The organism is Streptomyces paradoxus (assembly GCF_014202475.1).
Classification (GTDB): domain Bacteria; phylum Actinomycetota; class Actinomycetes; order Streptomycetales; family Streptomycetaceae; genus Streptomyces; species Streptomyces paradoxus.
The window spans coordinates 489,855-512,876 of sequence record NZ_JACHGV010000002.1; the positions used below are offsets into that span (position 1 = coordinate 489,855).

Here is a 23,022-nt window from a genome sequence, read left to right on the forward strand (position 1 = left end):
AACACCCCGGCCCCGGCACCCACGCCGAGCACCTCAGTCCACGAGATCGCGCACGACCCCGTCCGCCAGCAACCGCCCGCGCAACGTCAGGACAGCCCGCCCACCCTCGTACGGCCCCTCCTGGAGCAACCCGTCGGACAAGGCCCGTCGAGACGCCGCCAACCCCTCCTCCCGCAGCAGCGACAACGGCACCCCCTCCTTGAGCCGCAGCTCCAGCAGGATCCGCTCGACCCGCCGGTCCTCCTCCGACAGCACCTCACGCCCGGCCCCCGGCGACCTCCCCGAAGCCAGCGCGGCCGCATACGCCCCCGGATGCTTCACATTCCACCACCGCACCCCGCCCACGTGGCTGTGCGCGCCGGGCCCGGCCCCCCACCAGTCGGCCCCCCGCCAGTACAGCTCGTTGTGCAGGCACCGCCCGGCCTCCGAGGTCGCCCAGTTCGACACCTCGTACCACTCGAATCCCGCGCCCGAGAGAACCTCGTCCGCGATCAGGTACCGGTCGGCGTGGACGTCGTCGTCGGTCATCGGCACCTCGCCCCGGCGGATCCGGCGCGCCAGCTGCGTCCCTTCCTCGACGATCAGGGCGTAGGCGCTGACGTGGTCCGGCCCGGCCCCCAGCACCGCGTCGAGCGAAGCCCGCCAGTCGTCGTCGGACTCACCCGGCGTGCCGTAGATCAGGTCGAGGTTCACATGGTCGAACCCGGCGTCCCGGGCCTCCGCGACACACGCCTCGGGCCGCCCCGGCGTGTGCGTACGGTCCAGCACCTTCAGCACGTGCCGGCGGGCGCTCTGCATCCCGAAGGAGATCCGGTTGAAGCCTCCCTCGCGCAGGACCTCCAGATACACCGGGTCGACCGACTCCGGGTTGGCCTCCGTCGTGATCTCGGCGTCCTCCGCGAGCCCGAACTCGTCGCGTACGGCCTTCAGCATCCCGACGAGATCACGGGCGTCCAGCAGCGTGGGCGTGCCACCGCCCACGAACACCGTCCGGACCGGCCGCGGGTCGTCGCCCAGCACCTTGCGCGCCAGCCGGATCTCGTCGGCCAGCGTCTCGGCGTAGTTGTCGCGGGAGGCGAGGACCCCGCCGGTGCCGCGCAGCTCGGTCGCGGTGTACGTGTTGAAGTCGCAGTAGCCGCAGCGGGTCGCGCAGTACGGGACGTGCAGGTAGAACCCGAGCGGGCGGTCGGCGGCCCCGGCGAGCGCGGACGCGGGCAGCGTGCCGTCGTCGGGGACGGGCTCGCCGTCGGGAAGTGCGGAAGGCATGCCTTCCATTGTCCAGCACCCGCGGGGTCAGTCCGCCTGGAGCACCAGCAGGGCGAGATCGTCGGCCGGGGGCCGTGCCCCGAACTCGTGCACCAGCCGCTTGATCCGCTCGGCTATCAGCTCCGCGTCCAGCCCGGCGCACCCGGCGAGCGCGGCGGCGAGCCCGTCCCCGTCGTCGAACTGGCGGGAGCCCGAGCGGCGCTCGGTCACGCCGTCGGTGACGCACAGCAGTGTGTCGCCGGAGCGCAGCTCGAAGGTCTCGCTGGTGTAGGTCGCGTCCTCGACGACGCCGAGGAGGGTCTGGGGCTGCGCCGCCGTGTGGACCTCGCCGCCGGCCCCGAGCAGCAGCGGCAGCGGGTGTCCGGCGGAGGCGACGGTGCAGCGGACGCCGCCGTCGAAGGGGACGAGTTCCCCGTACAGCAGGGACAAGAAGCGCGTCTGGGGGCCGTCGCCGGGCGGGGTCGGCCGTGCCCCCGCGGCGACCAGCGCCCTCGCCGCCGCGTCCGCGGCCTCCGTGGCGTCGTCGAGCAGCAGCTGGTTGAGGCGGTCCAGGACGTCGCCGACCCGGTAGCCCTCGCGGGCCAGCAGCCGCAGCCAGGGCCGGGCCAGGCCGATCACGACGGCCGCCTCGGGCCCCTTGCCCTGGACGTCGCCGACGGCGAAGCACCAGCGGCCGTCGCCGGCCGGGAACAGGTCGTAGAAGTCGCCGCTCGGCCCGCCCTTGTCGCACGGCTCGTAGACGAGGGCGCTGCGCATGCCGGGGATCTCGGCCACGGCGCCCGGCAGCAGCCCGCGCTGGAGGACGGCGCTGATGGTGGCCTGGCGGGCGTACTGGCGGGCGGCGCCGATGGCGAGGGCCACCCGGCGGCTGAGGTCCTCGACGAGGCCGGTGATCTCGTCGGGGAAGCCGGCCTTCCCGGAGCGGCCGATGACGAGGGTGCCCAGCGGGCGGCCCCCGGCGACCAGCCGGTACGCGAGGGCCGCGCCGGGCTCGCCGTCACCGAGCGCCTCGCCGGGCCAGGGGTAGTCGACGGGCCCGGACCGGCCGCCCTCCCGGCTGCGCTCGAACGGGGAGGCTCCCGTCGGGTCGAACGGCTGCGGCGGGTCCTTCTCCAGGACGCGGCGCAGCTCCTCGATGCGGTTCTCGCTGCCGTGCCAGACCCGGGCCAGGCGCGGTCCGCCCGCGCCCGCTCCGCCGCTCCAGCCGCCGCCGGTGGCCTCGTCCTCCAGCCACACCGCGCACCAGTCGGCCAGCCGCGGCACGATCAGCTGCCCGGCGAGGGCCGCGACCAGGTCCTCGTCGAGCTGCCCGGCCAGCAGGTCGGAGGCCTCGGCGAGGAAGGAGAGGGCGCCGCGGCCGAGCCAGGCGCCGTCGGGCCCGTTGCGTCCGTCGCGGTTCTCGTGCCGGTCCCGCCAGTCCCGGAGGTCGTTCCAGTCGCGCAGGCCGTGAGCTTCCTGTAAGTCCGGCCAGTCCCGCGCCTCTCCGCCCTCCCGCGAGCCCCATGTCTCTCCTGCCTCACGCAGGTCCCACGGCTCTCCAGCGCCACGCCAGACCCCTACGGCCTCCCCCGCCTCGTCGCCCGGGAGCGGCTCGGGTGCCAGGATCTCGGCGACCCGCAGGCCGCGCGCCAGCGCGTGCTCCCCGGCGTACGCCTCGATCTGCTCGCCGGCCGCGCACCCCGCGGCGGGCAGCCGCGCCCAGACGGTCTTGCGGCCCGTGCGGTACGTGATCCCCCACGCCTCGGAGAGCGCGCCGACGAGCCGCAGGCCCCGCCCGTGCTCGGGGGTGTCGTGCGGCGTCTCCGGCTCGCTGCCGCGCGGCGCGCGCGAGGGGTGGTGGTCGGAGACCTCGACGACGAGCGCGGCCGTGTCCGGCGCGTCGCCTTCCAGCCGGCACTCCATCTCGACGTCGGTGCCGGCGTGCACGACGGCGTTGGTGACGAGTTCGCTGACGACGAGCGTGGCGTCGTCGGCGAGGCGGTCGGTGAGGTGCTCGGCGCCGGGCAGGCCGAGCCCGGTCCAGTCGGCGAGCGCCGCGCGCACCAGGGCGCGGGCGGCGCCCGGCGCGAGCGAACTGCCGGGCAGGGTCGCGCACGCCCGCGCATCCCCCGGCGCGCGTGCCTCCGCGCGAGGTCCGGGCTCCTCGGAAACTGGCCCTTCCTGGACGGGCACGGGCGTCTCCCCAGCGTGTGCAGGCGCCTCTGAGGCACGGGAAGCGGTCTCCCGTTGCGTCGGAATGGCCCCCATGGACAGCTCCCCGGGCAGTTCGTACGAATACGCCACAGTCGATGCCGACAGAGTGACAGACTGACCACGCCCATAAGCGCCGAGTTACCGAAGTGGGCCGCCATGAGTGAGAACCGTGCTACTCCTGTGGTCGAAGACCGGTACGAAGACGGTCAGATTCGTGCATCCGATCTGCGTCCCCTGCTCGCCGCCATGACAGCCGCCCGCGACGGCGACTTCACCAAGGTGCCGGAATCCGGCCACGGGATGGTGGCCGAACTCACCGCGGTCTTCAACCAGATCATGGACCGCAGCGTCCACTTCACCACCGAGGTGCAGCGCGTCAGACGGGAGCTGGTGCGCCACGGCCGGCTCGACGAGCGGCTCTCGGCCAGCCCGGGTCAGGGCCTGTGGACGTCCCGGGTCAACGACGTGAACCAGCTGCTCGACGCCCTGGTCGCCCCGGCGGCGAACGCAACGCGCGTGCTGGACGCGGTGGCCGGAGGCGATCTGACCCAGCGGGTCGATCTGCACGACGGGACGCGGCAGTTGCGCGGTGACCTGCGGCGGCTGGGCCGGGCCGTGAACAAGATGGTGGACCAGCTCTCCCTGTTCACCGGCGAGGTGACGCGGGTCGCCCGTGAGGTCGGCACCGAGGGGCGGCTCGGGGGCCGGGCCAAGGTCCAGGGTCTTTCGGGCAGTTGGCGGGACGTGACGGAGGCCGTCAACACGATGGCGTCCCGGCTGACGGCCCAGGTGCGGGACATCGCGGCGGTGACGACGGCGGTGGCCCGCGGCGATCTGACCCGCACGGTCACGGTCGAGGCGACCGGTGAGCTGCTGGAGCTGAAACTGACCGTCAACACGATGGTCGACCAGCTCTCCGCCTTCGCCGATGAGGTCACCCGCGTGGCCCGCGAGGTCGGCACCGAGGGCCAGTTGGGCGGCCGGGCGCAGGTCCGGGGCGTCTCCGGGGTGTGGAAGGACCTCACCGACAACGTCAACTTCATGGCGTCGAACCTCACCTCCCAGGTCCGCAACATCGCCCAGGTGACGACGGCCGTGGCCAACGGCGACCTGTCCCAGAAGATCACGGTCGCGGCGCAGGGCGAGATCCTGGAGCTGAAGTCGACGATCAACACGATGGTCGACCAGCTCTCGGCCTTCGCCGACGAGGTGACCCGCGTGGCCCGCGAGGTCGGCACGGAAGGCAACCTCGGCGGCCGGGCGCAGGTCAGGGGCGTCTCCGGCGTCTGGAAGGACCTCACCGACAACGTCAACTTCATGGCCGACAACCTGACCTCCCAGGTGCGGAACATCGCCCTCGTCTCCACCGCCGTAGCCCAGGGCGACCTCGGCAAGAAGATCACGGTCGAGGCCAAGGGCGAGATCCTGGAGCTGAAGTCCACGATCAACACGATGGTCGACCAGTTGTCCGCGTTCGCCGACGAGGTGACCAGGGTCGCCCGCGAGGTCGGCACGGAAGGCAACCTCGGCGGACAGGCCCAGGTCCGCGGCGTCTCCGGCGTCTGGAAGGACCTCACCGACAACGTCAACTTCATGGCGCTGAACCTGACGTCCCAGGTCCGCAACATCGCCCAAGTCACCACCGCCGTCGCCAACGGCGACCTGTCGAAGAAGATCACGGTCGACGCGCGCGGCGAGATCCTCGAACTGAAGGACACCGTCAACACGATGGTGGAGCAGCTGCGCGCCTTCGCCGACGAGGTGACCCGCGTGGCCCGCGAGGTCGGCACCGACGGGCGGCTCGGCGGCCGGGCCCAGGTGCTGGGCGTCTCCGGCGTCTGGCGGGACCTGACGGACAACGTCAACTACATGGCCGACAACCTCACCTCCCAGGTCCGCAACATCGCCCAGGTCGCGACGGCCGTGGCGCAGGGCGACCTGTCCCGGAAGATCGACGTGGACGCGCGCGGCGAGATCCTGGAGCTGAAGACGACCATCAACACCATGGTCGACACGCTCTCCTCGTTCTCCTCCGAGGTCACGCGTGTCGCCCGCGAGGTCGGCTCCGAGGGGCAACTGGGCGGCCAGGCGCGGGTGGAGGGCGTCTACGGCACCTGGAAGCGCCTGACGACCAACGTCAACGAACTCGCGTCGAACCTCACGACCCAGGTCCGCGCCATCGCCGAGGTCGCCTCCGCCGTGGCCCAGGGCGACATGTCCCGCTCGATCACGGTGGAGACGCAGGGCGAGGTCGCCGAGCTGAAGGACAACATCAACCTGATGGTGGCCAACCTGCGCGAGACGACCCGCGCGAAGGACTGGCTGGAGTCCAACCTGGCCCGGCTCGCCGCCCTGATGCAGGGCCACCGGGACCTGATGGAGGTCGCCGACCTGATACTCCGCGAGCTGACCCCGCTGGTGAACGCCCAGTACGGGGCGTTCTACCTGGCCGATCCCGAGGAGGACGGCGCCACGGTCCCCACCAAGGGCCTGGCCTTCATCGCCGGCTACGGCGCCGCCCAGGACGCGACCGTCGAGACCGGCGGCCTGCCCGTGCACGGTCTGGTCGCGCAGGCGGCCCGGGAGAAGAAGCGGATCCTCGTCGAGGGTGCCCCGCCCGACTACATCAAGATCAACAGCGGTCTGGGAGAAGCGGCCCCGACCACGATCGTCATCATCCCGATCCTCTTCGAGGACAAGCTCCTCGGGGTCATCGAACTCGCCTCCTTCTCCCGCTTCTCCGACGTGCACCTGGCGTTCTTCGACCAGTTCGTCAACACCATCGGCGTCGCCATCAACACGATCATCGCCAACTCCCGCACGGAGTCCCTGCTCGGCGAGTCCCAGCGCCTGGCCATGCAGCTCCAGGAGCGCTCGGACGAACTCCAAAAGCAGCAAGGCGAACTCCAGCGCTCCAACGCCGAGCTGGAGGAGAAGGCCGCCCTGCTGGCCACGTCCTCCCAGTACAAGTCGGAGTTCCTGGCCAACATGTCGCACGAGCTGCGCACGCCGCTGAACTCCCTGCTGATCCTGGCCCGGCTGCTCTCCGACAACCCGGACGGCCATCTCTCCGACCAGGAGGTGCAGTTCGCGACGACGATCCACCGCTCGGGCTCGGACCTCCTGCAGCTGATCAACGACATCCTCGACCTGTCGAAGATCGAGGCCGGCCGGATGGACGTACGCCCCAAACGGCTCCCCCTCATCAAGCTCCTCGACTACGTCCACGCCACCTTCCGCCCGCTCACCCTCGACCGGGGGCTGGCCTTCGATGTGGCGGTCGGCGAGGAGGTACCGCGCGAGATGTACTCCGACGAGCAGCGCCTCCAGCAGATCCTGCGCAACCTGCTCTCCAACGCGATCAAGTTCACCGCGTCCGGCAAGGTCGAACTGCGGGTGGACCGGGTGCAGGACGCCGAGCACCGCTACGTCCGGGAGACGGACGACGTCATCGCGTTCTCGGTGTCCGACACCGGCATCGGGATCGCGCCCGCGAAACTCCCGGTGATCTTCGAGGCGTTCCAGCAGGCCGACGGCACCACCAACCGCAAGTACGGCGGGACCGGCCTCGGTCTGTCCATCAGCCGGGAGATCGCGGGCCTGCTGGGCGGCCGGATCATCGCCGAGAGCGAGCCCGGCAAGGGCTCCACCTTCACCCTCTACGTCCCGGTCGTCAGCCCAGGCCACACGGCGCCGGTACCGGTCCCCGAGGACCGCGCCGGCCTGCCGCTGCCCCTCCGGCCCGCCGAGCCCTTCCCGGTGGCGCACGACACGGACGACGCCTGGCCGTCCCCGACCAAGCTGGAGGCGTGGACGTCCGGCAGGCCGGGCCGGATCCTGGCCGGGCGGCGGGTGCTGATCGTCGACGACGACATCCGCAACGTCTTCGCCCTCACCCATGTCCTGGGCCGGGTCGGCATGACCGTGCTGTACGCGGAGAACGGCCGCGAGGGCATCGAGACGCTGGAGCGCAGCGGGGACGTGGAACTGGTCCTGATGGACATCATGATGCCGGAGATGGACGGCTACGAGACCATCTCCGCGATCCGCCGCACACCCCGCTGGGCGGGCCTGCCGATCGTGGCCCTGACGGCCAAGGCGATGCCCGGCGACCGGGAGAAGTCCATCGCCCGGGGCGCCAACGACTACGTGCCCAAGCCGGTGGACATCGACGGCCTGCTGACGGTCGTGTGCGAACTGCTGGACCCCGAGGGCACGGAAGAAGAGGCATGAGCGGCACGGCCACCCACCCCGAACGCGCGGGAATCCTCCTCGTCGACGACATGGAGGACAACCTGACCGCCCTGGAGGCCGTCCTAGCCTCCCTCAACGAGCCGCTGGTACGCGCCCGTTCCGGCGAGGAGGCGATGAAGGCCCTGCTGCGGCAGCCGATCGCCCTGGTCCTGCTCGACATCCGCATGCCCGGCATGGACGGCTTCGAGACGGCCGCCCACATCAAACGCCTGGACCAGACCCGCGACGTCCCGATCATCTTCCTCACGGGCGCGGACGACGACTCGGGCTACGCCTTCCGCGGCTACGCGACCGGCGCCGCGGACTACGTGACCAAGCCCTTCGACCCATGGGTGCTCAGGGCCAAGGTCAGCGTCTTCCTGGACCTCTACCGCAAAGGCAGAGAGGTGGAACGCCTGCGCGCGGAGATCCAGGACCTTCGCCGCCGGGTGGAGCAGGCTACCTAGGGGCGCGGGGCTGTATCGATGTGCGGCTCCGCCGCGTGGGCGCGAACACCCCCCACGCACCCGAGGCCGCCACACAGCCCCGCCACCCTCACGCCTCGCGAGAGCCCTCATACATCTCGTCGATCAGATGCTTGTACTCCCGCTCCACCACGGGCCGCTTCAGCTTCAGACTCGGTGTGATCTCACCGTGCTCGATATCGAGGTCACGCGGCAGCAGCCGGAACTTCTTGATCGTCTGCCACCGCTGAAGCCCCTCGTTGAGCTGCTTCACATACCCGTCGACCATCTCCACCGTGACCGGCGAGGAAACGATCTCCGCGTACGACTTGCCCTCCAGCCCGTTGTCCTTGGCCCAGTCGGTGATGGCGACCTCGTCGAGCGCGATGAGCGCCGTGCAGAAGTTCCGGTCGGCCCCGTGCACCAGGATGTTGGACACGTACGGGCACACCGCCTTGAACTGTCCCTCGACCTCCGCCGGGGCGATGTACTTGCCGCCCGAGGTCTTGATGAGGTCCTTCTTGCGGTCGGTGATGCGCAGGTAGCCGTCGGGCGACAGCTCGCCGATGTCCCCGGTGTGGAACCAGCCGTCCGGCTCCAGCACCTCGGCGGTCTTCTCGGGCAGGTTGTGGTAGCCCTCCATGATGCCCGGGCCCCGCAGCAGGATCTCGCCGTCGTCGGCGATCCGCACCTCCGTACCGGGCAGCGGCTTGCCCACCGTGCCGGTGCGGTAGGCCTCGCCCGGGTTCACGAAGGACGCCGCCGAGGACTCGGTCAGGCCGTAGCCCTCCAGGATGTGGATGCCGGCGCCCGAGAAGAAGTAGCCGATCTCCGGCGCGAGGGCGGCGGAGCCGGAGACGCACGCCCGCAGGTTCCCGCCGAAGGCCTCGCGGATCTTGGCGAACACCAGCGCGTCGGCGACCTTGTGCTTCGCGCCCAGGCCGAAGGGCACGGACAGGGTCCCGGTCCGGCGGAAGTTGTCCTGCGAGACCTTGGCGTACTCGCGGGCCACCTCGGCCGCCCACTGGAAGATCTTGTACTTGGCGCCGCCGCCCGCCCGGGCCTTCGCCGCCACGCCGTTGTAGACCTTCTCGAAGATGCGCGGGACGGCGGCCATGTACGTCGGCTGCACCACCGGCAGGTTCTCGATGATCTTGTCGACCCGGCCGTCCACGGCGGTGACGTGCCCGACCTCGATCTGCCCGGAGGTCAGCACCTTGCCGAAGACGTGCGCGAGGGGCAGCCAGAGGTACTGCACGTCCTCGGTGCTGACCAGCCCGGTCGCGGCGATCGCCTTGGCCATGTACGACCAGTTGTCGTGCGGCAGGCGCACCCCCTTGGGGCGGCCGGTGGTGCCCGAGGTGTAGATGAGGGTGGCCAGCTGGTCCTTGGTGATCGCGCCGACCCGCTCCTTGATCAGGTCGGGGTCCTTCTCCAGCCGGGCCGCGCCGCGCTTCTCCAGCTCGTCCAGGGTGAGGATCCAGTCGGCGGTCTCCACCCCGGCCGCGTCGATCACCACGACATGCGTCAGCTCGGGCAGCTCGGCGCGCTTCTCCTTGGCCTTGGCCAGCTGCTCGGCGTTCTCCGCGATCAGCACCCGGCTCTCGGAGTCCGACAGGATGTACGCGGACTCGTCGGCGTTGGTCTGCGGATACACCGTGGTGGTGGCCGCTCCGGCGCACATGATGCCGAGGTCGGCGAGGATCCACTCGATCCGGGTGCCGGCGGCGAGGGCGACGCGCTGCTCCGGCCGCACGCCGAGCTCGATGAGGCCCGCCGCGATGGCGTAGACCCGCTCGGCTGCCTGCGCCCAGCTCAGCGACTTCCAGTCGTCCGGCCCCTGGCCCGACGACGGGACCGGATACCGATAGGCCTCGGCGTCCGGCGTGGCCGTCACGCGCTCCAGGAAGAGGCCCGCCACGGACGGCGGACGGTTCTCGATCAGGGTCTGTGCGTCGCTCACGACATCCTCCGGGGCCCGCGACAATGCGGCTGGCTCAGGTGCGGCTGGGTTCACTCAGGAGCTCTTGTTTAACTCGCGAGTAACTATCGAGCAGGGATCAGAGTAAAGGGCGACCGGCCCCTGCGTAAGGGGCCGCGGCCTGTCACTTCGTACAGAGAGCTACCCCACGCACGCACAGGGCCCACCGCACCTTCGCACGGCAGGCCCCTGTTCAACCCGGATTGCGGTGTAACCCTCGGTAATCCGTGATTACTTCTTGCTCTTGCCCGACCCCGCACTGTCATCACTCGACAGGACGGCGATGAAGGCCTCCTGCGGAACCTCTACGGAACCCACCATCTTCATCCGCTTCTTGCCTTCCTTCTGCTTCTCCAGCAGCTTCCGCTTACGGGAGATGTCACCGCCGTAGCACTTGGCGAGGACGTCCTTGCGGATGGCGCGGATGGTCTCGCGGGCGATGACCCGGGAGCCGATGGCGGCCTGGACCGGCACCTCGAAGGCCTGCCGCGGGATGAGCTCCTTGAGCTTGGCGACGAGCCGCACGCCGTACGCGTACGCCTGGTCCTTGTGGGTGATCGCCGAGAAGGCGTCCACCTTGTCGCCGTGCAGCAGGATGTCGACCTTGACCAGGCTGGAGGTCTGCTCGCCGGTGGGCTCGTAGTCGAGCGAGGCGTAGCCGCGGGTCTTGGACTTCAGCTGGTCGAAGAAGTCGAAGACGATCTCGGCGAGCGGCAGGGTGTAGCGGATCTCCACCCGGTCCTCGGAGAGGTAGTCCATGCCGAGCAGGACACCGCGCCGGGTCTGACACAGCTCCATGATCGAGCCGATGAACTCGCTGGGCGCGAGGATGGTGGCCCGCACGACCGGCTCGTAGACCTCCGAGATCTTGCCCTCGGGGAACTCGCTGGGGTTGGTGACGGTGTGCTCGGTGCCGTCCTCCATGAGGACGCGGTAGACCACGTTCGGCGCGGTGGCGATGAGGTCGAGGCCGAACTCGCGCTCCAGCCGCTCCCGGATCACGTCCAGGTGCAGCAGGCCGAGGAAGCCGACGCGGAAGCCGAAGCCGAGGGCGGCGGAGGTCTCCGGCTCGTAGACCAGCGCGGCGTCGTTGAGCTGGAGCTTGTCCAGGGCCTCGCGCAGCTCCGGGTAGTCCGATCCGTCCAGCGGATAGAGCCCGGAGAAGACCATGGGCTTGGGGTCCTTGTAGCCCCCGAGCGCCTCCGTGGCCCCCTTCTGCTGGCTGGTGACGGTGTCACCGACCTTGGACTGGCGGACGTCCTTCACACCGGTGATGAGGTAGCCCACCTCGCCGACGCCGAGACCGTCGGCCGGCAGCATCTCGGGCGAGTTGGTGCCGATCTCCAGCAGCTCGTGCGTGGCGCCGGTGGACATCATCCGGATCCGCTCGCGCTTGTTGAGCTGGCCGTCGATGACACGGACGTACGTCACGACACCGCGGTAGGAGTCGTAGACCGAGTCGAAGATCATCGCGCGGGCGGGGGCGTCCGCGACACCGACCGGCGGGGGGATCTCCGCGACGACCTTGTCGAGCAGCGCCTCGACGCCCAGGCCCGTCTTGGCGGACACCTTGAGCACGTCCTCCGGGTCGCACCCGACCAGGTTGGCGAGCTCCTCGGAGAACTTCTCGGGCTGCGCGGCCGGCAGGTCGATCTTGTTCAGCACGGGGATGATCGTGAGGTCGTTCTCCATCGCCAGGTAGAGGTTGGCGAGGGTCTGCGCCTCGATGCCCTGGGCGGCGTCGACCAGGAGGACGGTCCCCTCGCACGCGGCGAGCGACCGCGAGACCTCATAGGTGAAGTCGACGTGCCCCGGGGTGTCGATCATGTTGAGGATGTGCGTGTCGTTCTTGTCGTGGGTGGGGGCCCACGGCAGACGCACCGCCTGTGACTTGATCGTGATGCCACGCTCGCGCTCGATGTCCATGCGGTCGAGGTACTGGGCGCGCATCTGCCGCTGCTCGACCACTCCGGTCAGCTGGAGCATCCGGTCGGCGAGCGTGGACTTGCCGTGGTCGATGTGCGCGATGATGCAGAAGTTGCGGATCAGAGCCGGATCGGTACGGCTCGGCTCGGGCACGTGGCTGGGGGTCGCGGGCACGCAGGGTCCTGATTCTTGAGGCGTCCGCAGTGTCTGCGGTCTCGGGTCGGATCGATACGTAGCCTCCATGGTCCCACGGGTGGGGACCACGGACGGGTTTGGGCCGCGGAAGGGGCCGCTGGTAGCCTGGGTGGCTGTGCCTCATGCCCTCTCGCAGGAGGCGCTACCTCAAGAAATCACCCGGTGCGAGAAGCGCGCGGTTGCGTGCGCCCTCGTGCCAGAACCTGAGAAGGCTCATTCGTGGCGAACATCAAGTCCCAGATCAAGCGGATCAAGACCAACGAGAAGGCCCGGCAGCGCAACAAGGCCGTCAAGTCCTCCCTCAAGACCGCGATCCGCAAGGCCCGTGAGGCTGCTGCCGCGGGTGACGTCGAGAAGGCCACCGAGTACCAGCGCGTCGCCGCGCGTCAGCTCGACAAGGCCGTCTCGAAGGGCGTCATCCACAAGAACCAGGCTGCCAACAAGAAGTCGGCGCTGGCTCAGAAGGTCGCCGCGCTCAAGGGCTGACATCTGATGTGACGTCGGAGGGAATCGAGCGGGCCCTCTCTCATCCGCTCCCGTCCGGCACCCCTCGGATCCGCGCGCGGCCTGCGTTCGCCACGCGGGCGCGGATCCAGCAGCTTGAATCGAAGGCCCCGCCTTCCGCTCTTCCCCAGAGCGGCCGGCGGGGCCTTCGGCACGTCTAGGACCAGAACTCGTTGTTCTTGTCGATGTCCTCGACGCATTCGTCGAGGTCGGTGACCTTGTCGCCGACGATCCGGAAGATGATGCAGCCGGTGTCGTCGAGGCTCTTGCCGTTGCGCTCGGCCGTGAAGCGGGTCATGCCGACCGCGTGTCCGCGGCCGTCGACGCCGATGCCGATCAGTTCGGCGCGCATCGTCCCGTTCGTCTCCGCGCCGAGCCGCTCGTACATCTCGATGATCGAGTCCAACCCTTTGAAGTCACCCGACAGCGGGTGATCTCCGGGCACGTGGTGTGTGGCGTCCCCCGCGATCAATCCCCGCAGGGTGTCCATGTCACCTCGCGAGAAGGCCTCGAATCCCTTGCGGACGAGCGCTGCGTGCGGGTGTTCAGCCATGACCTTTCGCCACCTCTCCGTCACTTGGCGACGTACGGCTGACACACCCGATTCTCCTCTTCGGCAGGAGGAGGGCGACTCGATCACGGCACAGTGGAAACATGAACAAAGACGACACCAGTGCGCCGGTCCTGGTCCGCGTGGCGACCAGGCTCCCCGCCCAGGACCTGGAGCGGGCGCGGCGCTTCTACTCGGAGAAGCTCGGACTGGATCCCGTCGACGAACGGCCCGGAGGGCTGCTCTACCGGTGCGGCGGCGCGGAGTTCGTCCTGTTCCGCTCCACGGGGTCCTCGCCCGGCACCTTCACCCAGATGGCGTTGGAGGTCGAGGACATCGAGGCGGCGGTCGCCGAGCTGCGACGGCGCGGCGTCGTGTTCGAGGAGGTCGACGCCCCCGGCTTCCGCACCCGGGGCGGCATCGCCGAGATCGAGGGGAACTACCCGAGCAAGGGCGCCCGGGGCGAACGAGGCGCCTGGTTCCGCGACAGCGAGGGGAACCTGCTGGGGGTGGGGGAGCCGGTTGTGTGAGGTCGGCGCGGTGCCCTGGGGCTTTCGGATGCCGGGGCCGGGGCGGGCTTCCGGGTTTCGAGACCCTGGGGCGGCTTCCGGAGCTGAGGTCGGGACGCTTCTGCAGCGTGCCGCCCGGGCTCATGGGAGCGAGACGTTGGGCGAGGGATCCGGCCGGGCTCCGTCCGGGCTCGGGGAGCGGCTAGCCCCGGCCTCTGGAGCGGGCCGCTCGGGCGATGGTGACCACTGCCTTCTCCAGGGCGTACTCGGGGTCGTCGCCTCCGCCCTTCACCCCCGCGTCCGCCTCGGCCACGGCCCGCAGCGCGATCGACACGCCGTCCGGAGTCCAGCCCCGCATCTGCTGCCGCACACGGTCGATCTTCCACGGCGGCATCCCCAGCTCCCGCGCCAGGTCGGCCGGCCGGCCCCCGCGCGCGGACGACAGCTTCCCGATCGCCCGGACGCCCTGGGCGAGCGCGCTCGTGATCAGCACCGGCGCCACGCCGGTCGCCAGCGACCAGCGCAGCGCCTCCAGGGCCTCCGCCGCCCGCCCCTCGACCGCCCGGTCGGCGACCGTGAAGCTCGACGCCTCGGCCCGCCCGGTGTAGTACCGCCCGACGACCGCCTCGTCGATCGTCCCCTCGACGTCCGCGACCAGCTGCGACGCCGCCGAGGCCAGCTCCCGCAGGTCGCTGCCGATGGCGTCGACCAGCGCCTGGCACGCCTCCGGTGTGGCTGAGCGCCCCATCGCCCTGAACTCGCCCCGCACGAACGCCAGCCGGTCCGCCGGCTTCGTCATCTTGGGGCAGGCCACCTCTCGTGCCCCAGCCTTGCGCGCCGCGTCGAGCAGCCCCTTGCCCTTGGCCCCGCCGGCATGGAGCAGCACGAGGGTGATCTCCTCGGCGGGGGCACCCAGGTACGCCTTCACGTCCTTGATGGTGTCGGCCGACAGGTCCTGCACGTTGCGTACGACCACGACCTTGCGCTCCGCGAAGAGCGACGGGCTCGTCAGCTCGGCGAGCGTGCCGGGCTGCAACTGGTCCGGGGTCAGGTCCCGTACGTCCGTGTCGGCGTCGGCGGCCTTCGCGGCGGCCACCACCTCCTGCACGGCACGGTCGAGGAGCAGGTCCTCCTGGCCCACGGCGAGCGTCACCGGGGCGAGGGGGTCGTCATTCGCAGTCTTCCTGGCCATCGCGACAAGCATCCCACGGGCCACTGACAGCGGGCCCCGGCGGACCAGGACGTGCGACCACACCCCGGGCCGCACGCACGCAGGACCGGGAGCCGCTACGGCTCCTCCCGCCAGCCCTCCCACTCGCCGGCCAGCCCGTCCAGCTCCCCGGGGTTCAGCCGCCCGTCCTCGTCCCGCAGGACGACCAGCCACTGCGCGTCCTCGGCGTCGTCCTCCCCGGCCAGCGCGTCCCGCACCAGCTGCGGCTCCTCGACGACCCCGAACCGCTCCCGCAGCGCCTCCACCACCTCTTCCGCGGCGTCTCGGTCGGGCAGCACCAGCACATGTCGCACATCACTCACGCCGGACATTGTCCGACACCGCCTCGCGGCCCCTCCGCTCAGCCCTTGCGGACGACCTGCACGTCGAGGTCGACCCTGATGCTCGGCCCCACCACCGCGATGCCCCGCGCCAGCATGGTCTGCCAGCTCACCGTGAAGTCGTCCCGGTGCAGCTCGGTCGTGGCCCGGCAGGCCGCCCGCACCTCGCCCTCCATGCCGTTGCCCAGCCCCAGGTACTCCGTGTCCAGCGTGACCGTCCGCGTCACGCCATGCAGCGACAGCGCCCCCGTCACGGCCCACCGGTTCCCGCCCCTGTGCAGGAACCGTTCGCTGTAGAACTCCAGCGTCGGGAACCGCTCGACGTCCAGGAAGTCCGCCGAGCGCAGATGGTCGTCGCGCATCCTCATGTTGGTGTCGATGGACGCCGCGTCGATCACCACGTGCATCGCCGACCGCTCCACCGGGTCGGTGAGCCGTATGACCCCCGCGAACGACTTGAACCGCCCGTGGATCCGGGCCAGTCCGATGTGCCGCGCGGTGAAGCCGATGGAGGAGTGCGCGGACTCGATCTCCCAGTCACCGGCGCCGGGGAGCTCCGGCGGCCGGGCCAGCTGGAGCGTCACGTCCCCGAGGGACGCGAGCGCGTTCTCGGCGACCTGCGTGGTCGCCCGGTAGGGCGTGTACCCCTCCGCCGACACCGCGAGCCGGTACTCCCCCGCGGGCACCGTCGTCACGAACGACCCGTACGGGTCCGCTCCCCCGCTGACCACCGGCCGCCCCACGGCGTCCGTGACCGCGAACTCCGCGTGTCTGACCGGCTCGTTGACCGGGTCCAGCACCCGGCAGGCCAGCACTCCCGCGCTCGGCGGTGTCGGCACCGCCGCCAGGGGACTCGTCCGTTGCACCCGGCTGGTGCGGCTTCCCCGCCAGCGGCCGATCATCCACGACTCCCTGAGTGGCTCGAAATCGCCTGTTGATCACTGTTGATCACACATTGCCGAAGACGCATTCGACCACCGGTGAGGCTTTCGGGGCAACACGGGACCACATCACGGGAATCCAGCAGTTGTGCTGGTACTACGCACGAGTAGCCCCGTGTGGTCGCGTGTGGCCCTGTATAGCCCTGTCTGGGCCCTGCGTGGCCGGAATTGGCTCCTACGCGGGATCTCGCAGGGCCGGCACCTTGTCGAGTCCGATCCCGAACCGCTCCCGGTACACCCCGAGCACCTCCTCGTCCGTCTCCAGCTCCCGGACCTCCCGCGTCCCGTCGGCCGTCGTCACCGTGAAGTTGCGCCCGCTGAGCGTGATCCTGCCCCCGTCCTCCGTCACTCGCGAACAGACCAGCGACCGGGTGAAATGCGACACCGGCGACGTGCTGTGCCACCACGCGCCGGCCACGAAGTCGCCCAGTACCCGCGGCCGCACCTCCAGGCGGTACTGCGGTGTGCCGCCCCGGAACACGTCCAGGTCCGCCGCCTCCACCGTGCCGTGCCCACCGCGCACCCCCGCCGCGTCCGGCTCCGCCTCGACGATCCGGAACGTGCCGCCCGGATCCTCCTGCTCCCCCCGGTCCCCGAACGCCAGCGGAAGGTGGCTGTGCGCCCCGAACCCCACATCGGCCAGCCAGTCACCCCCGTCCACCGTCCGCACCCGCAACGCGAGATGGTCGTAGGGGATCCCAAGCCGCCCCTCGTCCCCGTACACCCGCGCCGCCAGCAGCGCCACGTCGTACCCCAGCGCGGCGAGCAACGCCCCGAAGGAGCCGTTGAGTTCGTAGCAGAACCCGCCCCGCCGCGCGCCCACCACCTTGTCCAGCAGCCGCTTCTCCTCCAGCACGATCTCCTCGCCCAGGTGGATGGACAGGTTCTCGAACGGCACGGTCTGCAGGTGACTCAGGTGCAGCTCACGCAGTGCGTCGACCGTGGGCCACGCCGGGTGCTCGACTCCCAGACGGTGAAGATAGGCATCAACTTCTGCTGAGTTCATGCCCTCAGTCTCGCGCCACGCTCAGCTCTCCGCCCCCTCCCACCACCGCGAGCGCGCCGTCCCGGTCCGTCCGCAGCACCGCCGCGCCCCCGTCGCGCAGCGCCGCGACCGTGCCGGGCGCCGGGTGCCCGTACGAGTTGCCCTCGCCGCAGGAGATGAGGGCCAGCCGCGGAGCGACCCGGCCCATGAGGCCCGGGTCCTGGTAGGCGGAGCCGTGGTGGGCGACCTTCAGCACGTCCACGCCCTTGAGCGCCTCGGCCGCCGGCGACCGGGCCAGTGCCCGTTGCGCCAGGGGCTCCAGGTCCCCGAGGAGCAGCAGGCGCAGTCCGCCGGAGCGGACCAGCATGGCGACACTGGCGTCGTTCGGCCCCTCCGGGACCGGATGAGCCGGAAGCATCCCCGGAACCACCCCTGGGGGCGAATCCGGCGACGGGCTCGGCGGCGGACTCGAGGGCGGCCACACCACCTGCCAGGCCAACTCCCCCGTACGCCGCTGCTCCCCGGCCGCCGCCCGCGTCACGGGGATCCGCCGTGCCGCCGCCAGTCTCCGGACGAACGCGGCCTGGTCCGCGGGCTCTTCGAACCCCGTCGTCTCGATCGCGCCCACCTCCCGGCCGCGCAGCACCCCGGGCAGGCCCGCCACGTGATCGGCGTGGAAGTGGGTGAGCACCACCAGCGGGAGCCTGCTGATGCCCAGTGAGCGCAGGCAGTGGTCGACGAGCTGCGGGTCGGGTCCCGCGTCCACCACCACGCCGCTCCCCTCGCCCGCCGCGAGCACCAGGGCGTCGCCCTGCCCCACGTCACACATCACCAGCCGCCAGCCCGGCGGCGGCCAGCCCGTGACCACCCGGGTCAGCGGCGGCGGCTGCACCACCACCAGCACCAGCAGCACTCCGCAGACCCCGCACCACCACGGATGTCCGAGCAGCCGCCGTCCGACGAACACCACCACGAAGGTCACGGTCAGGAGCAGCGCCGCACCCGTCCATCTGCCCGGCCACTCCACTCCCGCGCCCGGCAGCGCCGCCCCGGTCCGGGCGATCTGCGCGATCCACTCGGCGGGCCAGTGCCCGCACCAGGCCAGGAACTCGGCCACCGGCATCGCCACCGGCGCCGCGGCCAGAGCCGCGAACCCCAGCACGGTCGCCGGAGCGATCGCGAACTCCGCGAGCAGATTGCAGGGCACCGCAACCAGGCTCACCCGCGCCGACAGCACGGCGACGACGGGCGCGCACAGGGCCTGCGCGGCCGCCGCGGCGCCCAGCGCCTCAGCCATCCTCGGCGGCACCCCGCGCCGCCGCAGCCCCGCGCTCCAGCGCGGCGCGAGCGTGAGCAGGGCGCCGGTCGCCACGACGGACAGCAGGAACCCGTAACTCCGCGCGAGCCAGGGGTCGTACAGCACCAGCAGCAGAACCGCCGTCGCCAGCGCGGGGATCATCGATCTGCGGCGGCCGGTCGCCAGGGCGAGCAGCGCCACGGCTCCACAGGCCGCGGCCCGCACCACGCTCGGGTCCGGTCTGCACACGACGACGAACCCGAGCGAGAGCGCACCCCCGAGCACCGCCGTCCCGCGCAGGGAGATGCCGAGCCGGGGCGCGAGCCCCCGCCGCTCGACGTGCTGCGCCAGGCCCGGCGGCCCGAGCAGCAGCGCGAGGAGGATCGTGAAGTTGGCCCCGGATACGGCCAGAGTGTGTGTGAGGTCGGTCTCCTTGAAGGCCTCCTCCAGCTCCGGAGTGATCCGCGAGGTGTCCCCCACGACCAGCCCCGGCAGCAGTGCCCGGGCGTCCGCCGGCAGTCCGTCGGTCGCCTCGCGCAGCCCGGCGCGCAGCCGCCCGGCGAGCCGCTGCGGCCCCGAGGGGCTTCCCACCACGTCCGGTTCGCCCTGGTCCCGCACCCGCAGCACTGCCGCGATCCGGTCGCCGCCCGTCATCGCTGGCGCCAGCCGCGCACTGACCCGCAGCCGCGTCGACGGCAGCAGTCCGAGCCACGCTGACCGCCCTCGTGCACCGATCGCCCGGCCGGGTGGTGCCTTGGACACGTCGACGATCAGCAGCACCGGCGTCCGTGTCGTCGCCGCCGTGCCGCCCGTCTCCTGGACGCGCCGCACGTCGGCGTCGATCAGCACGGCCGTCGGAGCCACGTGATCGCCCCGGACTCTCGGCCGGGTGAGCCGTGGGTCCGACCTGAGCTCGACCTCGGCCGTCACCGACGCGTACTCCCGCGCCAGGCCGGGCACGGGCCCCCGGCGCAGATCCGCCCCGTGCAGCCCGGCCGAGGCGGCGGCCGCGGCCACGCACAGCAGCAGCGCGGCAGCCGAAGCTCGTGGCCAGGACGCCGTCCGGCGCCGCCGGGTCAGCGGCAGCAGTCCGACGGCCACCAGACAGCCGATCACGATGCCGAGCACCCACGTCGGCGACACGTCGAGCACCAGCGCCGCCGTGCCCCAGGCCGCCAGGGCGGGCGGCACGAGCCGCAGGTCCGTCGGGCCCTCCTGGCGCGGGCGGGCAGTGCCGAGGCGTGTGCCGGAGGAAGCGTGCACGGACGACCGGGCCGGCCGGAGCCCGGACGCGGCCCCGTCCTGCCGCGACGGCGAGCCGGTCAGGCTCCTCATGGCCGTACGAGGTTCCGCAGGTCGGCGAAGCGGCGGTCGCCGATGCCGTTGACCTCGCGCAGTTCGTCCACGGAACGGAAGCCGCCGTGCTGCATGCGGTAGTCGATGATGTGCTGGGCCAGCACCGGGCCGACCCCCGGCAGGGTGTCGAGCTGGTCCGCGGTGGCCGTGTTGAGCGGGACGGGAGCCGCTGGGGCGGCCACCCCACCCACCGCGCCGGCCGGTCCACCAGGTGCCGTACCGCCCGCCCCGGGGCCCGTGGCGGGAGCCGGTCCCCCGACGATCACCTGCTCGCCGTCCACGAGGAACCGGGCGCGGTTGAGCCCGTCGGTGTTCGTGCCCGGCTTCACCCCTCCCGCCGCGTGCAGCGCGTCCGCGACCCGCGATCCGGCCGGCAGCCGGTGGATCCCCGGTTCGCGGACCTTGCCGCTGACGTCCACGACGATCGCGGCCGCCCCCGCCTTCACGGATCCGGAGGAAGCTCCCGAGGCGCCACGGGACGGCACCCCGGCAGCGACCGGGCCCCGCTCCCCGCCGGTCTGTCCGCCCTCCTGCCGCTCCCCGAACGGCACCGCCGCCCGCACCACCTCCGGCGGTCGCACGGTCTGCGAGCGGCCTGCCCAGAAGTGCTGCACGGCGAACCCCGCCGCGACGACGAGCACCACCGTCAGGACCAGCACGTTCCGCCGCTCCAGACCGCACCGGTCCTGCAGCCACAGCGGCATCCGCTCCCGCAGCGCGAGCCCGGCCCGCTCCCTCCAGGCTCCCTCCGCCCCGCCGCCGTCCTCGGCCTCCGGCTCGGCGAAAGCGCCTCTGGCAGCCGGCCCTGGCCGGGCCTCATCGACACCGACGGAACCCGACGACCCCGGCGGCCCCTGCCCCGGCGGTCCCTGCCCCGACTCCCGCCGCTCCCCGACACGTTCGACCAACTCGCCCCGCCCCGGAGGCCCGACCGATTCGACCGACCCGACCGACCCAGCAGGTCCGGCGGCCTCGGCCGACCCGGCAAGCTCGACTGACCCGGCAGGCTCGGCAGACCCGGCAGGCTCGCCGAACAACACCCCTGCGCGCCGCCGGAGTTCCTCCGCCGAGGCATGACTCCGGCGGGTCCGCCCGCGTTCGGCAGATCTGTGCCGGCGATGGCGGACGCGCCCGTCGGACGCCGGCCCCCGGCCCGGCCCACTGGTCGCGGTCGCTGTGCGTGAACGTGATCGAAGTGCCATGCGACGAGGATCGGCCACTTCGGCCCACTCACGATGATCTTGGTCGATTCCCGGGGACAATCCCCCGGTTGTGGAAAACTCCGTCCCTCACACGGGCGATCCGAGCTCCACAGCAACGTTCACCGGGGCGAAACCACAACTCCCAGCAGCCCGGGCCCCGTGTGTGCCCCGATCACCGCCCCGACCTCGCTGACATGCAGATCGGCCAGCCCGGACAATCGCGCCCGCAGCCGGTCGGCGAGGGCCGACGCCCGGTCCGGGGCGGCGAGATGATGCACGGCGACATCCACCTGGGCGCTGCCCGCACGGTCGGCCGCGATCTCTTCGAGGCGGGCGATCGCCTTGGACGCGGTCCGCACCTTCTCCAGCGGTTCGATACGGCCGTCGGCCAGCTGCAGCAGCGGCTTCACCGCGAGCGCCGAGCCCAGCAGGGCCTGCGCGGCACCGATACGGCCGCCGCGCCGCAGGTAGTCCAGGGTGTCGACGTAGAAGTAGGCGGAGGTGCCCGCGGCCCTCTTCTCCGCGGCCGCGACGGCTTCGTCCACCGTCCCGCCCGACTCCGCGGCCTCCGCGGCGGCCAGTGCGCAGAACCCGAGCGCCATCGCGATCATGCCGGTGTCCACCACCCGCACCGGCACCGGCGACTGCCGAGCGGCCACGACGGCCGCGTCGTACGTACCGGAGAGTTCGGCGGAGAGGTGGAGGGAGACGATGCCGGTGGCGCCGGACTCGGCGACCTTGCGGTAGGTCTCCTCGAAGACCGCGGGCGCGGGCCGCGAGGTCGTCACGGGGCGCCGCTTCTGCAAAGCCTGGGCGAGGGCGCGGGTCGAGATCTCGGTGCCCTCCTCCAGCGCACGGTCGCCGAGAACCACGGTCAGAGGCACCGCCGTGATGCCGTGACGCTCCATCGTCCGGGCCGGCAGGTAGGCCGTTGAATCGGTGACGATCGCGACATGGCGGGACATGAGCTGGAGGTTACCTGCCGTAGCGCCCGTGCGGCAGTCCGGCCCCCGCGCCCCGCGGCGCGCGTGGCCGGATCAAGTGGTGCTCTCGGGGCGGGGCTTCTTCTGCCAGGGGTAGGTCGGGCGCGCTGCCGGCGGCGTGATGGCGGGCCGCGCCGGCTCCTGCGCGGAGCCGGACTGCGCGGTGTCCGGCCAGGTCTGACCGGCCGTGGTGGCATCGGCGGCGGGCGCCTCGGGCCACGGCGGCGGCGCGGACTGCGGCGGCGAGGCCTGCTGCCGGGTGGACGCGGACTGCGCCGAGGACGAGGACTGCTGCGAGGACGCGGGTTGCGGCTCCGGAGCCGTCCAGTGCCGCAGCGCCCCGGACTCCAGGTCGATCTGGGCGCTGAGCGAGTCCAGGTCGTCGTCCGCGAAGCGGCGGGCCCGGTCGCGGGCCGCCCAGCGCAGTGAGTCGGCCGAGTGCGTGATGCGCTCGGTTCGCTCGCGCAGCCCGGGCAGTCGCTCGCTGAGCGCGGCGCGGTCCGGCTCGGACTCCAGGCGCTTGAGCTCGCCGTCCAGCTCGTGGCCGTGCGCGCTGAGCCGTTCGAAGAGGCCGACGGACTCCTTCAGGGACTCGTCCTCGGCGACGGCCGCGTGCAGCGCCTCCTGCGTGGCGCGCATCGAGGTGCGCAGCTTCAGCCGGAGCTGGGCGAGTTCGCCCGCGGCGCCGGGCTGGGCGAAGGACTTGGCGCGCAGTGTGTGATCCTCGACCGTGCGGCGGGCCTGGGTGATGCCGCGGTCCACGCCGCGCTTGGCGGCGCCGACCGCCTTCACGGTGGCGTACGCCCCGAGCCCGAACAGGAGCACGAAGAGCAGGGCGAAGACGGCGATCACTGCTTCCACAAGGGCTCCTCCTCAGGACGTCACG

At 71.6% G+C, this 23,022-nt stretch carries 17 protein-coding genes; 4 read left to right on the forward strand and 13 right to left on the reverse strand.

What is annotated here, in order from left to right; translation table 11 throughout:
* Positions 1-33 precede the first annotated feature (33 nt).
* Positions 34-1,266, reverse strand: coding sequence for a radical SAM family heme chaperone HemW (gene hemW, locus HNR57_RS07190; protein WP_184557869.1), 1,233 nt, complete (start codon positions 1,264-1,266; stop codon positions 34-36).
* Between the two features lie 27 nt (positions 1,267-1,293).
* Positions 1,294-3,513: a SpoIIE family protein phosphatase gene (locus HNR57_RS07195; RefSeq protein WP_184557872.1), complete on the reverse strand. Its 2,220-nt coding sequence runs from the start codon at positions 3,511-3,513 to the stop codon at positions 1,294-1,296.
* A 102-nt stretch (positions 3,514-3,615) separates the two neighbouring features.
* Here HNR57_RS07195 and HNR57_RS07200 point away from each other — a divergent pair, with 102 nt between their 5' ends.
* Together HNR57_RS07200 and HNR57_RS07205 are read left to right on the forward strand one after the other, a co-directional pair.
* Positions 3,616-7,692, forward strand: coding sequence for a HAMP domain-containing protein (locus tag HNR57_RS07200; RefSeq protein WP_184557875.1), 4,077 nt, complete (start codon positions 3,616-3,618; stop codon positions 7,690-7,692).
* Positions 7,689-8,159: a response regulator gene (locus tag HNR57_RS07205; protein ID WP_184557878.1), complete on the forward strand. Its 471-nt coding sequence runs from the start codon at positions 7,689-7,691 to the stop codon at positions 8,157-8,159. The genes HNR57_RS07200 and HNR57_RS07205 overlap by 4 nt, the downstream gene beginning before the upstream one ends.
* 88 nt (positions 8,160-8,247) lie before the next feature.
* Here the strand turns inward: HNR57_RS07205 and HNR57_RS07210 are convergent, their stop codons facing one another.
* Positions 8,248-10,119 (reverse strand): AMP-dependent synthetase/ligase, encoded by a 1,872-nt coding sequence (locus HNR57_RS07210; protein WP_184557882.1) that lies wholly within the window; start codon positions 10,117-10,119, stop codon positions 8,248-8,250.
* Positions 10,120-10,368: 249 nt separating this feature from the next.
* On the reverse strand, positions 10,369-12,237 hold the full coding sequence (gene lepA / locus HNR57_RS07215) for a translation elongation factor 4 (RefSeq protein ID WP_184557885.1): 1,869 nt from the start codon (positions 12,235-12,237) through the stop codon (positions 10,369-10,371).
* Positions 12,238-12,477: 240 nt separating this feature from the next.
* Here lepA and rpsT point away from each other — a divergent pair, with 240 nt between their 5' ends.
* Positions 12,478-12,744: a 30S ribosomal protein S20 gene (gene rpsT / locus HNR57_RS07220; protein WP_184557888.1), complete on the forward strand. Its 267-nt coding sequence runs from the start codon at positions 12,478-12,480 to the stop codon at positions 12,742-12,744.
* A 175-nt stretch (positions 12,745-12,919) separates the two neighbouring features.
* Here rpsT and HNR57_RS07225 read toward each other — a convergent pair whose 3' ends face one another.
* Entirely contained in the window at positions 12,920-13,315 is a 396-nt protein-coding gene (locus HNR57_RS07225; protein WP_184557891.1) for a nuclear transport factor 2 family protein, read from the reverse strand.
* Between the two features lie 101 nt (positions 13,316-13,416).
* Here HNR57_RS07225 and HNR57_RS07230 point away from each other — a divergent pair, with 101 nt between their 5' ends.
* A complete protein-coding gene (locus HNR57_RS07230) occupies positions 13,417-13,842 on the forward strand; it encodes a VOC family protein (RefSeq protein ID WP_184557894.1) in 426 nt (141 codons plus the stop codon).
* Between the two features lie 181 nt (positions 13,843-14,023).
* On the opposite strand, the gene holA is transcribed toward HNR57_RS07230, so the two are convergent.
* The 8 genes from holA to HNR57_RS07270 all read right to left on the reverse strand — a co-directional run bounded on the left by holA (position 14,024) and on the right by HNR57_RS07270 (position 22,997).
* Positions 14,024-15,013: a DNA polymerase III subunit delta gene (holA, locus tag HNR57_RS07235; RefSeq protein ID WP_184557897.1), complete on the reverse strand. Its 990-nt coding sequence runs from the start codon at positions 15,011-15,013 to the stop codon at positions 14,024-14,026.
* A gap of 95 nt (positions 15,014-15,108) precedes the next feature.
* On the reverse strand, positions 15,109-15,354 hold the full coding sequence (locus HNR57_RS07240; RefSeq protein WP_184557899.1) for a hypothetical protein: 246 nt from the start codon (positions 15,352-15,354) through the stop codon (positions 15,109-15,111).
* A gap of 38 nt (positions 15,355-15,392) precedes the next feature.
* On the reverse strand, positions 15,393-16,274 hold the full coding sequence (locus tag HNR57_RS07245; protein ID WP_184557902.1) for a YceI family protein: 882 nt from the start codon (positions 16,272-16,274) through the stop codon (positions 15,393-15,395).
* 214 nt (positions 16,275-16,488) lie between these two features.
* Positions 16,489-17,319 carry an arylamine N-acetyltransferase family protein gene (locus tag HNR57_RS07250; protein ID WP_184557905.1) on the reverse strand — a complete coding sequence of 277 codons (831 nt, stop codon included), beginning with the start codon at positions 17,317-17,319 and terminating at the stop codon, positions 16,489-16,491.
* Positions 17,320-17,323: 4 nt separating this feature from the next.
* A complete protein-coding gene (locus HNR57_RS07255; protein ID WP_184557908.1) occupies positions 17,324-19,930 on the reverse strand; it encodes a ComEC/Rec2 family competence protein in 2,607 nt (868 codons plus the stop codon).
* Complete coding sequence (locus tag HNR57_RS07260) at positions 19,927-20,859, reverse strand: ComEA family DNA-binding protein (protein WP_425583458.1); 933 nt, start codon at positions 20,857-20,859, stop codon at positions 19,927-19,929. The genes HNR57_RS07255 and HNR57_RS07260 overlap by 4 nt, the downstream gene beginning before the upstream one ends.
* A 413-nt stretch (positions 20,860-21,272) precedes the next feature.
* Positions 21,273-22,118 (reverse strand): DegV family protein, encoded by an 846-nt coding sequence (locus HNR57_RS07265; RefSeq protein WP_184557915.1) that lies wholly within the window; start codon positions 22,116-22,118, stop codon positions 21,273-21,275.
* Positions 22,119-22,190: 72 nt separating this feature from the next.
* Positions 22,191-22,997, reverse strand: a complete 807-nt coding sequence (locus tag HNR57_RS07270; protein WP_184557919.1) for a hypothetical protein — start codon at positions 22,995-22,997, stop codon at positions 22,191-22,193.
* Positions 22,998-23,022 lie beyond the last annotated feature (25 nt).

Bases quoted from the DNA above. Each gene is read 5' to 3' on its own strand.
- hemW (WP_184557869.1), bottom strand. From the start codon at position 1,266: ATGCCTTCCGCACTTCCCGACGGCGAGCCCGTCCCCGACGACGGCACG.
- HNR57_RS07195 (WP_184557872.1), bottom strand. From the start codon at position 3,513: ATGGGGGCCATTCCGACGCAACGGGAGACCGCTTCCCGTGCCTCAGAG.
- HNR57_RS07200 (WP_184557875.1), top strand. From the start codon at position 3,616: ATGAGTGAGAACCGTGCTACTCCTGTGGTCGAAGACCGGTACGAAGAC.
- HNR57_RS07205 (WP_184557878.1), top strand. From the start codon at position 7,689: ATGAGCGGCACGGCCACCCACCCCGAACGCGCGGGAATCCTCCTCGTC.
- HNR57_RS07225 (WP_184557891.1), bottom strand. From the start codon at position 13,315: ATGGCTGAACACCCGCACGCAGCGCTCGTCCGCAAGGGATTCGAGGCC.
- HNR57_RS07230 (WP_184557894.1), top strand. From the start codon at position 13,417: ATGAACAAAGACGACACCAGTGCGCCGGTCCTGGTCCGCGTGGCGACC.
- holA (WP_184557897.1), bottom strand. From the start codon at position 15,013: ATGGCCAGGAAGACTGCGAATGACGACCCCCTCGCCCCGGTGACGCTC.
- HNR57_RS07245 (WP_184557902.1), bottom strand. From the start codon at position 16,274: ATGATCGGCCGCTGGCGGGGAAGCCGCACCAGCCGGGTGCAACGGACG.
- HNR57_RS07250 (WP_184557905.1), bottom strand. From the start codon at position 17,319: ATGAACTCAGCAGAAGTTGATGCCTATCTTCACCGTCTGGGAGTCGAG.
- HNR57_RS07255 (WP_184557908.1), bottom strand. From the start codon at position 19,930: ATGAGGAGCCTGACCGGCTCGCCGTCGCGGCAGGACGGGGCCGCGTCC.
- HNR57_RS07265 (WP_184557915.1), bottom strand. From the start codon at position 22,118: ATGTCCCGCCATGTCGCGATCGTCACCGATTCAACGGCCTACCTGCCG.